We start from the raw sequence: 12,251 nt of genomic DNA on the forward strand, positions 1-12,251 counted from the left end.
GGCTTGCTGGCGATGGCGTACTTTAAATCGCCATCGCCAGCAAGCCGGCTCCTACAGAGGTTCAGACCTTGCGCTTAAGTACGGACATCAGGTCATGACCCAACTCCCCACCGACATCAAACTGCACAAAGCCTCGAAAACCCTGTCGCTGAAATATGCGTCCGGCGAGGAGCATCACCTGCCCGCCGAATTCTTGCGCGTGCACTCTCCTTCCGCCGAGGTCCAGGGCCACGGCAAACCCATCCTGCAATTTGGCAAGATCGGCGTAGGCCTGACCAAGGTAGAACCGGCCGGTCAGTACGCACTGAAATTGACCTTCGACGACGGCCACGACAGCGGCCTGTTCACCTGGGAATATCTGTACCAGTTGGGCGTGCGTCAGGAGGAGCTTTGGAACGATTATCTTGCTGAGCTGAAAGCCGCCGGCAAAACCCGCGATCCGAACGAATCCATCGTCAAGCTGATGCTCTAGGTCAGGCCTCTTGCTCTTTAGAGGGCATTTTCTAATTCCATCTGTTTGAATGCTCCGCTCCTGGGTCAATGATTGGCCCGCTTGCGAAAAAAATTAAACTCGGGTAACCAATGGAGCTGGCAAGTTCCCTGCAGTGCTCTCTGCGATTGAAAAAAAAGCAGCGATGCAGAATTAACGGTCACCCGAGCAGTAGTACCTGGCCTTGGCTGTGTGTGACTACACAGCTGGACCCAGGTACTCGTCTCAGGACAATGGAGCGTCGTAGATGAGTAACAAGAATAACGATGACTTGAAGTATCAAGCCTCGGAAAACACCTTGGGGCTGAATCCTGTCGTTGGGCTGCGTGGAAAGGATCTATTGGCGTCCGCTCGAATGGTGCTCAGGCAGGCCATCAAACAACCGATTCACAGTGCCAAACATGTCGCCCATTTCGGCCTTGAACTGAAGAACGTGTTGTTCGGTAAATCGGAGCTTCAACCTACGAGCGATGACCGTCGCTTTGCCGATCCGGCCTGGAGCCAGAACCCGCTCTACAAACGTTATTTGCAAACTTACCTGGCGTGGCGCAAGGAACTCCACGACTGGATCGACGACAGCAACTTGCCGCCCAAAGACGTCAGCCGCGGGCATTTCGTGATCAACCTCATGACCGAAGCCATGGCGCCGACCAACAGTGCGGCCAACCCGGCGGCAGTCAAACGCTTCTTCGAAACCGGCGGTAAAAGCCTGCTCGACGGCCTCTCGCACCTGGCCAAGGATCTGGTACATAACGGCGGCATGCCGAGCCAGGTCAACATGGGTGCGTTCGAAGTCGGCAAGAGCCTGGGCGTGACCGAAGGCGCGGTGGTGTTCCGCAACGACGTGCTGGAATTGATCCAGTACCGCCCGATCACCGAGCAGGTGCACGAGCGTCCGCTGCTGGTGGTGCCGCCGCAGATCAACAAGTTTTATGTATTCGATTTGAGCCCGGACAAGAGCCTGGCGCGTTTCTGCCTGCGTAACAACGTGCAGACGTTCATCGTCAGCTGGCGCAACCCGACCAAGGAGCAGCGCGAGTGGGGGCTGTCGACCTATATCGAGGCGCTCAAGGAAGCGGTCGACGTGGTCACCGCGATCACCGGCAGCAAAGACGTGAACATGCTCGGTGCCTGCTCCGGCGGCATCACCTGCACCGCGCTGCTGGGCCACTACGCTGCGATCGGCGAGAAGAAGGTCAACGCCCTGACGTTGCTGGTCAGCGTGCTGGACACCACCCTGGACAGCGACGTGGCTTTGTTCGTTGATGAACAAACCCTCGAAGCCGCCAAGCGCCATTCCTACCAGGCCGGTGTGCTGGAAGGCCGCGACATGGCGAAAGTTTTTGCCTGGATGCGCCCCAACGATTTGATCTGGAACTACTGGGTCAACAATTACCTGCTGGGCAACGAGCCGCCGGTGTTCGACATCCTGTTCTGGAACAACGACACCACACGGTTGCCGGCCGCGTTCCACGGCGACCTGATCGAGATGTTCAAAAACAACCCGCTGATTCGCCCCGATGCACTGGAAGTGTGCGGCACGCCGATCGATCTGAAGCAGGTCACGGCCGACATCTTTTCCCTGGCCGGCACCAACGACCACATCACCCCGTGGAAGTCCTGCTACAAGTCGGCGCAATTGTTCGGCGGCAAGGTTGAATTCGTGCTGTCCAGCAGCGGGCATATCCAGAGCATCCTGAACCCGCCGGGCAATCCGAAATCGCGCTACATGACCAGCACGGAGATGCCGGTCAAAGCCGAAGATTGGCAAGAGAATTCCACCAAACACACTGACTCCTGGTGGCTGCACTGGCAGGCCTGGCAGGCCGAGCGTTCGGGCAAGCTGAAGAAATCCCCAGCGAGCCTGGGCAACAAGGCTTATCCGGCCGGCGAAGCAGCACCAGGCACCTATGTGCATGAGCGGTAACTGACACACCCCACCCCACTGTGGGAGCGAGCCTGCTCGCGATGGCGATAGCACATCCAACAATGATGTGACTGACAGACCGCTATCGCGAGCAGGCTCGCTCCCACAAGGGAAATGGGGATAATTCACCCACAGGGCTTGAAGCATGCCGCAACCGTTCATATTCCGTACCGTCGACCTGGATGGCCAGACCCTCCGCACGGCGGTACGCCCCGGCAAGCCTCACTTGACGCCCTTGCTGATTTTCAATGGCATCGGCGCCAACCTGGAGCTGGTGTTTCCGTTCGTCGCGGCGCTGGACCCGGACCTGGAAGTCATCGCTTTCGACGTTCCCGGTGTCGGCGGCTCGTCGACGCCCAATCGGCCGTATCGCTTTCCGGGCCTGGCGAAACTCACGGCGCGGATGCTCGATTACCTCGACTACGGGCAGGTCAACGTCATCGGCGTTTCCTGGGGTGGCGCCCTCGCCCAGCAGTTCGCGTACGACTACCCCGAGCGCTGCAAGAAGCTCGTGCTGGCAGCCACGGCGGCCGGCGCGGTGATGGTGCCGGGCAAGCCGAAAGTGCTGTGGATGATGGCCAGCCCACGGCGCTACATCCAGCCGTCTCACGTGATCCGCATCGCGCCGATGATCTATGGCGGCTCGTTCCGTCGCGATCCGACCCTGGCCGCCAGCCATGCCGCGAAGGTTCGCTCGGCAGGCAAGCTCGGTTACTACTGGCAGCTGTTCGCCGGGCTTGGCTGGACCAGCATTCACTGGCTGCACAAGATCCATCAGCCGACCCTGGTCCTGGCTGGCGACGACGATCCCCTGATCCCGCTGATCAACATGCGCGTGCTCGCCTGGCGGATCCCCAATGCTCAGTTGCACATCATCGATGACGGGCATCTGTTCCTGATTACCCGAGCTGAAGCCGTGGCGCCGATCATCATGAAATTCCTCGAGGAGGAACGTCAGCGCGCCGTGATGCATCCGCATCCGGCGCCATTGGGCGGTTAACCGGCCCATTGTCGGTCGGCAGGACGCCGCGCCGCGCAACAACCCGCAACAGCGTCTATGGTGTTCTGGTTCGGTGTATTTGTATTTGGCCTGAAGACGAAGGAGTGTTGATTCATGCGCGAAAAACCAGCGAGGGACTTTTTGCCCACTCCCGCCGCGTTCATCAACGCACAGAGTGCGATCACCGGCCTGCGTGGCCGGGATCTGTTGTCGACCCTGCGCAGCGTTGCCGCCCATGGCCTGCGCAACCCGGTGCACAGCGCCCGACATGCCTTGAAACTGGGCGGCCAACTGGGCCGCGTGCTACTAGGTGAAACCCTGCACCCGACCAACCCGCAGGACAATCGCTTCGCCGACCCGGCATGGAGCCTCAACCCGTTTTATCGCCGCAGCTTGCAGGCCTACCTGAGCTGGCAGAAGCAGGTCAAAAGCTGGATCGACGAAAGCAACATGACCCCGGACGATCGCGCTCGCGCGCACTTCGCGTTCGCCTTGCTCAATGACGCCGTGGCGCCTTCCAACACCCTGCTCAATCCGTTGGCGATCAAGGAGATCTTCAACTCCGGCGGTAACAGTCTGGTGCGCGGCATCGGCCACCTGTTCGACGACTTCCTGCACAACGACGGCTTGCCCCGGCAAGTCACCAAGCACTCCTTCGAGGTCGGCAAAACGGTCGCCACCACCTCCGGCTCCGTGGTGTTTCGCAATGAGCTGCTGGAGCTGATCCAGTACAAGCCGATGAGCGAAAAGCAGTATTCAAAACCGCTGTTGGTAGTGCCGCCGCAGATCAACAAGTACTACATTTTCGACCTGAGCCCGCACAACAGCTTCGTCCAGTTCGCCCTGAAAAACGGCCTGCAGTCGTTCATGATCAGCTGGCGCAATCCGGACGTGCGGCACCGCGAATGGGGCCTGTCGACCTACGTCGAAGCGGTGGAAGAAGCGATGAACGTCTGCCGGTCGATCACCGGTGCTCGCGAAGTCAACCTGATGGGCGCTTGCGCCGGCGGGCTGACCATCGCTGCGCTGCAAGGCCACTTGCAGGCCAAACGGCAGCTGCGGCGGGTGTCCAGCGCGACGTACCTGGTGAGCCTGCTCGACAGTCAGATGGACAGCCCCGCCACCTTGTTCGCCGACGAGCAAACCCTGGAAGCCGCCAAGCGTCGCTCCTACCAGAAAGGTGTGCTGGACGGCCGCGACATGGCCAAGGTCTTCGCCTGGATGCGCCCCAACGATTTGATCTGGAGTTATTTCGTCAATAACTACCTGCTCGGTAAAGAGCCGCCGGCGTTCGACATCCTCTACTGGAACAACGACAACACGCGCCTGCCGGCAGCCTTGCATGGCGACCTGCTGGACTTCTTCAAACACAATCCACTGGGTCATCCGGGCGGTCTGGAAGTGTGCGGCACGCCGATCGACTTGCAGAAAGTCACCGTCGACAGTTTCAGCGTCGCCGGCATTAATGACCACATCACGCCGTGGGATGCGGTGTATCGCTCGACGCTGTTGCTGGGTGGCGAACGACGTTTCGTGCTGTCCAACAGCGGTCATGTGCAGAGCATCCTCAACCCGCCATCGAACCCGAAAGCCAACTTCGTCGAGAGCGCAAAACTGAGCAGCGATCCGCGGGCCTGGTACTACGACGCCAGGCAAGTCGACGGTAGCTGGTGGACACAATGGCTGGGCTGGATTCAGGAACGCTCGGGCGCGCAAAAAGAAACCCACATGACCCTCGGCAACCAGAACTATCCACCGCTGGAGGCGGCACCCGGCACTTACGTTCGTGTGCGCTGACGCTCAACACACCACGGCCAGGCGCTGCCCCCCGTAGGAGCCGGCTTGCTGGCTCCTACAGGGTTTAAGCCTGGCAGGACCTGACCATTAAGAAGACTGGATGAAAACCCGCGACCGGATCCTCGAATGTGCCCTGCAGTTGTTCAATCAGAAGGGCGAACCGAACGTTTCCACCATGGAAGTTGCCAACGAAATGGGGATCAGCCCGGGCAACCTCTACTACCACTTCCACGGCAAGGAGCCGCTGATTCTCGGATTGTTCGAGCGTTTCCAGGCCGAGCTTGCACCACTGCTTGATCCTCCGGCCGATGTGGAATTGGCGCCGGAGGATTACTGGCTGTTCCTGCACTTGATCGTCGAACGGCTGGCCCATTACCGGTTTCTTTTTCAGGACCTGTCGAACCTGGCCGGGCGCTTGCCGAAACTGGCCAAGGGAATCCGCAACCTGCTCAATGCGCTGAAGCGCACGCTGGCTTCATTGCTGGCGCGATTGAAAGCTCAGGGGCAGTTGGTCAGCGATACGCAGGCGCTGGGGCAATTGGTGGAGCAGATCACTATGACGCTGCTGTTCTCGCTGGACTATCAGCGGATTCTTGATCGCGAGGGTGAAGTCCGGTTGGTGGTGTATCAGATCATGATGCTGGTGGCGCCGCATTTGTTGCCGCCGATCAAAGTCGCGACGGAGCAATTGGCACTGCAATACCTCGAAGAACACGAATGACCCCTGAACACCGCCGCCCCCTGTGGGAGCTAGCCTGCTAGCGATAGCGATTATCCGTCGACATTGTTGTGACTGATGAACCGCTATCGCTAGCAGGCTAGCTCCCACAGGGGGCCGCAGTGTGTGCAGAACCGTGCATAAACAAAAACGCCCGACCTTTACAGGCCGGGCGTTTTATTGAGCCCTGGAATCAGGACTGACTGGTTGGCGTCGATGGAGCTGGCGCGGCAGTCGGGGTTACAGCAGGGGTCGGTGCGGAAGCAGAGTTCGAGCTGCTGGCCGGAGTCGACGGGGTTGCCGGTTTGGCGGCAGCCACTGCTGGTTTTGGTGCGGCAGCCTTAGGAGCGGCCGGTTTTTTCACTGCTGGTTTCTTCGCTGCGGCAGGTTTTGCCGCTGGCTTGGCAGCCGGTTTGGCGGCTGCGGTTTTGGCAGCAGGTTTAGCAGCCGGTTTGGCGGCGGCTTTGGCAGCAACCGATTTGACCGCTGCCTTGGCTGCAGCAGGTTTAGCGGCGGCAGTTTTGGTAGCGGACTTGGCTGCGGATGCGACTTTCGACGCGGCTTTGGCGACCGGTTTAGCGGCAGCTTTGGCCAACGGCTTGGCAGCGCTTTTGGCTGCTGGTTTAGCTGCAGCAGGTTTTGCAGCCGCGGTTTTCGCCGCTACAGGCCTGGCCTTCTCACCGGTGAGTTTTTCCAGTTGCCTGGTCAGGGTATCGACCTTGCTGTGCAGTGCTTTCACTTCATTGCGGCTCGGTACACCCAGGCGCGAAATGGCGCTGTTCAGGCGCTTGTCGAAAGCCCCTTCCAGCTCATCCCACTTGCCCAGCGCACGATCTTTTACGCCGCTGATGCGCGACTTGGCCGACGAAGCGGAATCCTTGACGTCATCGACTTTCTTGCCGACAGCGCTCTTGGTGAGCTTCTCGGCTTTCTCGCCGTCTTTAACCAATGTATCGAAGAGCTTGCTGCCGTCAGTGTCGATCTTCGAGTACACGCCTAAACCAGCCAGCCAGATTTTGCGGGAGTAGTCTTCGACTTTCCCGATCCACGAGCTGCCTTCTTTTTCGGTGTTCTTTTTACCAGCCATCCCGTTCTCCTTAAGATTTACGCGCGACGCGTTCGAGCAATGCCGTCAGCTCATCGAGCTTAGCAGAGAGTGTCTCAACGTCATGTTTAGACGGAATGCCGATACGATTCAAGGCACTTGCGACACGCGAGTCAAAAGCCTTCTCGACCTTGTCGAGTTGAACTTCGACCCGGGCTTTGAAAGTGCTCACTTCACTCTTGGCTTCATCGATCTCTGAGTTAGCTGCTTCAAGTTTCTCGGCAACTACTTTTTTGCCTTTTGTTTCAACAGTTTGACCAGCTTTTACCAACTCTTGAAAGTACTCGCTGCCCTCTTGGCCGACCTTGGTGTAGGCCCCCAGGCCTGCCAGCCAGATCTTGCGGGCATAGGATTTAACGTCGCTCAGAGCATTCGTCGAAGCGTCGATTTTTTTCTTCAAAATAACTTTGGCCATGGTGCACCTCACGCGCAGAAGGTTTGAGGAACTGCCCGCGAAAGTGTCGGGCTCAGGCACAAAGTAGGGAGAAAAATTAGAAACGGCACCCTAACAACTGACATAGAACTTCGGGCACACCACAAACAAAATGTGGGAGCCAGCCTGCTGGCGATAGCGATTTATCCATCAACAACAATGTTGACTGATGCACCGCCATCGCCAGCAGGCTGGCTCCCACAGGGAATGTAATTCGACTCGAAAATCAGACCAGGGCTTTATCGAGGGCCTTTTCGATTTCCGCTTTGATCATGCCGCTCATGGCCGACATCATCAGGCCCAGTTCGACATCGACCTTGATCGAATCCTCGCTCACAAGCACCGCACCTTTAACGCCCGAGCGCTTGAGGTTCAGGGTATCGCCCGACCACGAAGGCTCCAGGCCATATTGATCGGACAGTTTCTGCGCCAACTGGTCGGCCTTCTCGCGGGCCGCTTCCTTGCCCAGGCCGTGGGCACGTTCAACACTAATACGGGCCATCGAATGACTCCTGCTTTATGAATGCTTTCCTGAAGCATCTTGACCGCTGCTGCGGCAAAACGTCCCGGTGGTTGCCTATCTTACCTGCAGCCTTGCCAAGACAAAGCAGGCCACCGGGATTAGAATGTCCCGCATTCTCTTTTGGTGACAGCGATATGACTGATCAGCGCAAAGGCAGCGATGCCGAACCCACCACTCACTTCGGCTTCAAAAACGTTCCGGAAAGCCAGAAAGCGGAAAAAGTCGCTGAGGTTTTTCACTCGGTAGCCGCCAAGTACGACTTGATGAACGACCTCCTGTCGGGCGGCATGCACCGCCTGTGGAAGCGTTTCGCGATCGAGCTGTCGGGCGTTCGCACCGGTAACCGCGTGCTGGACATCGCCGGCGGCACGGGTGATCTGACCAAGAAGTTCTCGCACCTCGTGGGTCCGACCGGCCAGGTCGTGTTGGCCGACATCAACGAATCCATGCTCAAGGTCGGTCGCGACCGCCTGCTGGACCTGGGTGTGGCCGGCAACGTCGAATTCGTCCAGGCCGACGCTGAAAAGCTGCCATTCCCGGACAACCATTTCGACTGCGTGACCATCGCCTTCGGCCTGCGCAACGTCACTCATAAAGAAGACGCCCTGCGTTCGATGCTGCGCGTGCTGAAACCGGGCGGCCGCTTGCTGGTGCTGGAGTTCTCCAAGCCGACCAATGCGCTGATGTCCAAAGCCTACGACGCCTACTCGTTCGCCTTCATGCCGCTGATGGGCAAGCTGATCACCAACGACTCGGAAAGCTATCGCTACCTGGCCGAATCGATCCGCATGCACCCGAATCAGGAAACCCTCAAGTCAATGATGGTCGAGGCCGGTTTCGACCGCGTCACTTACCACAACATGACCGCAGGCATCGTCGCCCTGCACCGCGGCATCAAACCCTGATGTTGCTGGCCGGCCTGCTCGCCAGCGTTGAACTCGGTCTGAACCGGGTGCTGCGTCTCGACAGCACGGCGCTGCCGCGACTGGCGCATTTGAGCGGCAGAGTGATTGCCGTCGACTGCCGCAGCCCGGCGCTGCAAATCTTTATCCTGCCCAGCGACGAAGGCCTGATGCTGGCATCCCACTGGGAAACCGGCGCCGACTGCACCTTGCGCGCACCGGCCTCCAGCCTGCTGAAACTGGCGATGAGCAAGGACAAGACCTCGGTCCTGCACGGCCCTGAAGTCGAACTCGACGGCGACAGCGGCGTGCTGCTGGAACTGGCGGCGATCCTTCAGGACCTTGAACTGGACTGGGAGTACGAACTCTCACGCTGGCTGGGCCCGGTGGCCACGCAACTAGTCGGCGGTCACCTGCGCAGCCGCGCACGCTGGTATCAGCAAGGGTTCGCCAGCCTGAATCAGAACCTGGGCGAATACCTGGCTGAAGAATCGCGCACCCTCGTCGGTCAACGCGAAGCCGAGGCCCGTTTCAGTGAACTGGACCAGATCAAGCTCGATCTGGAACGTCTCGAGGCGCGTTTCGAGCGCCTTTCCCGATCCCTCGACCCAAGCGATAACGCATGAAGCTGCTTGCCGTCCGCCGTTTGTTGCGCATCCAGCGCGTTGTGATTCGCTACCGCCTCGATGACCTTTTGTTCGCCTTGCCGTTACCGTGGTTTCTGCTGGCGCTGCGTTATGCGTTGCCGTGGCGCTGGTTCCCGCGCAAGACGCTGGACCTGAGCCGTGGCGCACGCTTGCGCCTGGCGTTGCAGGACCTGGGACCGATTTTCATCAAGTTCGGGCAGATCCTTTCGACGCGCCGCGACCTGCTGCCCGAAGACATCGCCGACGAGCTGATGAAACTTCAGGACCGCGTGCCGCCGTTCGACTCGCAGGTGTCGGTCAACCTGATCGAAGAGCAGCTCGGCAAGAAGATCAGTGAGGTGTTCAGCCGTTTCGACGTCGAACCGCTGGCCTCGGCCTCGGTAGCGCAGGTACATGCCGCGCAGCTGAAAACCGGTGAAGAAGTGGTGGTCAAGGTGATCCGCCCCGGCCTGAAACCGATCATCGCCCAGGACCTGGCGTGGCTGTTCATCCTCGCCCGCGCCGCCGAAAAGCTCTCGGCCGACGCACGCCTGCTGCACCCGGTGGACGTGGTCCAGGACTACGAAAAAACCATCTACGACGAACTCGACCTGCTGCGCGAAGCCGCCAACGCCAGCCAGTTGAAGCGCAACTTCGACGGCTCGCCGCTGCTGTATGTGCCGCAAGTCTATTGGGACTGGTGCCGCCCGAAAGTGCTGGTGATGGAGCGTATCTACGGGATTCAGGTCACCGATCTGGCGACCCTGGCCGACCAGCGCACCGACATGAAAATGCTCGCTGAACGCGGTGTGGAAATCTTCTTCACCCAGGTGTTCCGCGACAGCTTCTTCCACGCCGACATGCACCCCGGCAACATCTTCGTCAGCACCGTGAACCCGTGGAGCCCGCAATACATTGCGATCGACTGCGGCATCGTCGGCAGCCTGACCCCGGAAGACCAGGATTACCTGGCCCGTAACCTGTTCGCGTTTTTCAAGCGTGACTACCGGCGTGTGGCGCAATTGCACATCGATTCGGGCTGGGTACCGGCGGAAACCAAACTCAATGAATTCGAAGCGGCGATCCGTACGGTATGCGAGCCGATCTTTGAAAAACCATTAAAAGATATTTCATTCGGGCAGGTGCTGATGCGCCTGTTCCAGACCGCTCGCCGCTTCAACATGGAAGTGCAGCCGCAACTTGTGCTGCTGCAAAAAACCCTGTTGAACATCGAAGGCCTGGGCCGTCAGCTGTACCCGGATCTGGATTTGTGGAACACCGCCCAGCCGTTCCTCGAACGCTGGATGCGCGAGCGCGTCAGCCCGAAAGCCTTGCTCGGCAACGTGCAGAGCCAGTTCGAACAGATTCCGCACCTGGCCAATATGGCCCGCGACCTGCTCGAGCGCATGTCCCAACCCCACGCCAACGATCCGCCACCGCCGTGGCACAAGCGCAAGGACGACTGGTTCCTGCGACTGCTCGGCACCGCGCATCTGGCCGGCGGCACAATACTCGCGGTCGGTGGGCCGTTGAACGATCTGGGCCACTGGCCGGCCGGGATCATGGTGGCCGTCGGTTTGTATCTGGTCGTTCGCCGATAGCCAGAGCCCCCGCACGCTGGCACACTGTTTGAACGCTGAATTTCACGTAGGCTTCTATTCATGAAGTGTGGCCTGCATCGGAGTCGAAGATGAAAAACTGGCTGGACGAGATCAAGTGGGACGCAGACGGCCTGGTGCCGGCGATTGCCCAGGATCACAAGACCGGGCGCGTCCTGATGATGGCCTGGATGAACCGCGAAGCACTTGAACTGAGCGCGGCCGAGAATCGTGCCATTTACTGGTCACGTTCCCGTGGCAAGTTGTGGCGCAAGGGCGAAGAGTCCGGCCACGTGCAGACGCTGCATGAGATGCGCCTGGACTGTGACGCCGACGTGATCATCCTCATGGTCGAGCAGATCGGCGACATCGCCTGCCATACCGGCCGCCAAAGTTGCTTCTATCGCGTCTTCGAGAACGGCGACTGGAAAACCGTCGGCCCGGTGCTCAAAGACCCGCACGCCATCTATTGCGCAGGACACACCCATGAGTGACACCCTGACCCGCCTGGCCGAGGTGCTGGAAGAGCGCAAAGGCGCCGCCGCCGACAGCTCGTATGTCGCCAGCCTGTACCACAAGGGCTTGAACAAGATTCTGGAAAAAGTCGGCGAAGAGTCGGTCGAGACCATCATTGCCGCCAAGGATGCCGCCATCAGCGGCGACTGCAGCGATGTGATCTACGAGACTGCCGATCTGTGGTTCCACAGCATGGTCATGCTCGCCCAACTGGGGCAGCATCCACAGGCTGTACTCGATGAACTGGACCGTCGTTTCGGTCTGTCCGGACACGCCGAGAAAGCCTCGCGCCCGTCCGCCTGAACAACTATTAGAGAGGAGCAGCAACATGGGCATTTTTGACTGGAAACACTGGATCGTCATCCTGGTTGTTGTCGTATTGGTATTCGGCACCAAGAAACTGAAAAACCTCGGCACTGACGTCGGCGAGTCGATCAAGGGCTTCAAGAAAGCCATGAACGACGATGAAAAGCCGGCCGATCCGACTGTTACCCCGGCCCAACCGGTGCCACCGGTTCAGCCACAGACCACTCAGTCCGTGAACCAGCCGCACACCATCGACGTGCAGGCGCAAAAAGTCGAAGAGCCGATCCGCAAAGACGTGTGAGCACTGACT

Annotated in this window: 14 protein-coding genes; 11 read left to right on the top strand and 3 right to left on the bottom strand. The window is 59.3% G+C overall.

Features of this window, described 5'->3' with window-relative positions; translation table 11 throughout:
* The first annotated feature begins 94 nt into the window (after positions 1 to 94).
* The 5 genes from ACRC4F_RS09650 to ACRC4F_RS09670 all read left to right on the top strand — a co-directional run bounded on the left by ACRC4F_RS09650 (position 95) and on the right by ACRC4F_RS09670 (position 5,935).
* Positions 95 to 472 (top strand): gamma-butyrobetaine hydroxylase-like domain-containing protein, encoded by a 378-nt coding sequence (locus ACRC4F_RS09650; RefSeq protein WP_438659103.1) that lies wholly within the window; start codon positions 95 to 97, stop codon positions 470 to 472.
* Between the two features lie 265 nt (positions 473 to 737).
* A complete protein-coding gene (gene phaC, locus ACRC4F_RS09655) occupies positions 738 to 2,417 on the top strand; it encodes a class II poly(R)-hydroxyalkanoic acid synthase (protein WP_010464456.1) in 1,680 nt (559 codons plus the stop codon).
* Positions 2,418 to 2,562: 145 nt separating this feature from the next.
* On the top strand, positions 2,563 to 3,417 hold the full coding sequence (phaZ, locus tag ACRC4F_RS09660) for a poly(3-hydroxyalkanoate) depolymerase (RefSeq protein ID WP_438659104.1): 855 nt from the start codon (positions 2,563 to 2,565) through the stop codon (positions 3,415 to 3,417).
* 114 nt (positions 3,418 to 3,531) lie between these two features.
* Positions 3,532 to 5,214, top strand: a complete 1,683-nt coding sequence (gene phaC / locus ACRC4F_RS09665; protein ID WP_438659105.1) for a class II poly(R)-hydroxyalkanoic acid synthase — start codon at positions 3,532 to 3,534, stop codon at positions 5,212 to 5,214.
* A gap of 100 nt (positions 5,215 to 5,314) precedes the next feature.
* Positions 5,315 to 5,935, top strand: a complete 621-nt coding sequence (locus tag ACRC4F_RS09670) for a TetR/AcrR family transcriptional regulator (RefSeq protein ID WP_033055348.1) — start codon at positions 5,315 to 5,317, stop codon at positions 5,933 to 5,935.
* A 190-nt stretch (positions 5,936 to 6,125) separates the two neighbouring features.
* On the opposite strand, the gene ACRC4F_RS09675 is transcribed toward ACRC4F_RS09670, so the two are convergent.
* The 3 genes from ACRC4F_RS09675 to ACRC4F_RS09685 all read right to left on the bottom strand — a co-directional run bounded on the left by ACRC4F_RS09675 (position 6,126) and on the right by ACRC4F_RS09685 (position 7,972).
* Positions 6,126 to 7,019 (bottom strand): phasin family protein, encoded by an 894-nt coding sequence (locus ACRC4F_RS09675; protein WP_438659106.1) that lies wholly within the window; start codon positions 7,017 to 7,019, stop codon positions 6,126 to 6,128.
* Positions 7,020 to 7,029: 10 nt separating this feature from the next.
* Positions 7,030 to 7,452: a phasin family protein gene (locus ACRC4F_RS09680; protein WP_438659107.1), complete on the bottom strand. Its 423-nt coding sequence runs from the start codon at positions 7,450 to 7,452 to the stop codon at positions 7,030 to 7,032.
* A 244-nt stretch (positions 7,453 to 7,696) separates the two neighbouring features.
* Positions 7,697 to 7,972 (bottom strand): polyhydroxyalkanoic acid system family protein, encoded by a 276-nt coding sequence (locus ACRC4F_RS09685; protein WP_438659108.1) that lies wholly within the window; start codon positions 7,970 to 7,972, stop codon positions 7,697 to 7,699.
* Positions 7,973 to 8,127: 155 nt separating this feature from the next.
* Between ACRC4F_RS09685 and ubiE the strand changes: the two genes are divergently transcribed.
* From ubiE to ACRC4F_RS09715, 6 genes are all read left to right on the top strand, one after another.
* Positions 8,128 to 8,898, top strand: coding sequence for a bifunctional demethylmenaquinone methyltransferase/2-methoxy-6-polyprenyl-1,4-benzoquinol methylase UbiE (ubiE, locus tag ACRC4F_RS09690; RefSeq protein WP_007948968.1), 771 nt, complete (start codon positions 8,128 to 8,130; stop codon positions 8,896 to 8,898).
* The gene (locus tag ACRC4F_RS09695) at positions 8,898 to 9,521 is read left to right on the top strand and encodes a ubiquinone biosynthesis accessory factor UbiJ (RefSeq protein ID WP_438659109.1); all 624 of its coding nucleotides are present in this window, start codon (positions 8,898 to 8,900) and stop codon (positions 9,519 to 9,521) included. Before ubiE ends, ACRC4F_RS09695 begins: the two co-directional genes overlap by 1 nt.
* Complete coding sequence (gene ubiB / locus ACRC4F_RS09700) at positions 9,518 to 11,122, top strand: ubiquinone biosynthesis regulatory protein kinase UbiB (RefSeq protein ID WP_438659110.1); 1,605 nt, start codon at positions 9,518 to 9,520, stop codon at positions 11,120 to 11,122. The genes ACRC4F_RS09695 and ubiB overlap by 4 nt, the downstream gene beginning before the upstream one ends.
* An 89-nt stretch (positions 11,123 to 11,211) precedes the next feature.
* A complete protein-coding gene (gene hisI / locus ACRC4F_RS09705) occupies positions 11,212 to 11,613 on the top strand; it encodes a phosphoribosyl-AMP cyclohydrolase (protein WP_438659111.1) in 402 nt (133 codons plus the stop codon).
* Entirely contained in the window at positions 11,606 to 11,938 is a 333-nt protein-coding gene (locus ACRC4F_RS09710) for a phosphoribosyl-ATP diphosphatase (protein ID WP_008047820.1), read from the top strand. Before hisI ends, ACRC4F_RS09710 begins: the two co-directional genes overlap by 8 nt.
* 25 nt (positions 11,939 to 11,963) lie before the next feature.
* Positions 11,964 to 12,242, top strand: a complete 279-nt coding sequence (locus ACRC4F_RS09715) for a twin-arginine translocase TatA/TatE family subunit (protein ID WP_010464483.1) — start codon at positions 11,964 to 11,966, stop codon at positions 12,240 to 12,242.
* Positions 12,243 to 12,251: the final 9 nt, after the last annotated feature.

The organism is Pseudomonas sp. (genome assembly GCF_051660785.1).
Lineage (GTDB): Bacteria > Pseudomonadota > Gammaproteobacteria > Pseudomonadales > Pseudomonadaceae > Aquipseudomonas.

Coding starts and splice junctions, on each gene's coding strand:
- ACRC4F_RS09650 (WP_438659103.1), top strand. CDS start 95: ATGACCCAACTCCCCACCGACATCAAACTGCACAAAGCCTCGAAAACC.
- phaC (WP_010464456.1), top strand. CDS start 738: ATGAGTAACAAGAATAACGATGACTTGAAGTATCAAGCCTCGGAAAAC.
- phaZ (WP_438659104.1), top strand. CDS start 2,563: ATGCCGCAACCGTTCATATTCCGTACCGTCGACCTGGATGGCCAGACC.
- phaC (WP_438659105.1), top strand. CDS start 3,532: ATGCGCGAAAAACCAGCGAGGGACTTTTTGCCCACTCCCGCCGCGTTC.
- ACRC4F_RS09670 (WP_033055348.1), top strand. CDS start 5,315: ATGAAAACCCGCGACCGGATCCTCGAATGTGCCCTGCAGTTGTTCAAT.
- ACRC4F_RS09675 (WP_438659106.1), bottom strand. CDS start 7,019: ATGGCTGGTAAAAAGAACACCGAAAAAGAAGGCAGCTCGTGGATCGGG.
- ACRC4F_RS09680 (WP_438659107.1), bottom strand. CDS start 7,452: ATGGCCAAAGTTATTTTGAAGAAAAAAATCGACGCTTCGACGAATGCT.
- ACRC4F_RS09685 (WP_438659108.1), bottom strand. CDS start 7,972: ATGGCCCGTATTAGTGTTGAACGTGCCCACGGCCTGGGCAAGGAAGCG.
- ubiE (WP_007948968.1), top strand. CDS start 8,128: ATGACTGATCAGCGCAAAGGCAGCGATGCCGAACCCACCACTCACTTC.
- ACRC4F_RS09695 (WP_438659109.1), top strand. CDS start 8,898: ATGTTGCTGGCCGGCCTGCTCGCCAGCGTTGAACTCGGTCTGAACCGG.
- ubiB (WP_438659110.1), top strand. CDS start 9,518: ATGAAGCTGCTTGCCGTCCGCCGTTTGTTGCGCATCCAGCGCGTTGTG.
- hisI (WP_438659111.1), top strand. CDS start 11,212: ATGAAAAACTGGCTGGACGAGATCAAGTGGGACGCAGACGGCCTGGTG.
- ACRC4F_RS09710 (WP_008047820.1), top strand. CDS start 11,606: ATGAGTGACACCCTGACCCGCCTGGCCGAGGTGCTGGAAGAGCGCAAA.
- ACRC4F_RS09715 (WP_010464483.1), top strand. CDS start 11,964: ATGGGCATTTTTGACTGGAAACACTGGATCGTCATCCTGGTTGTTGTC.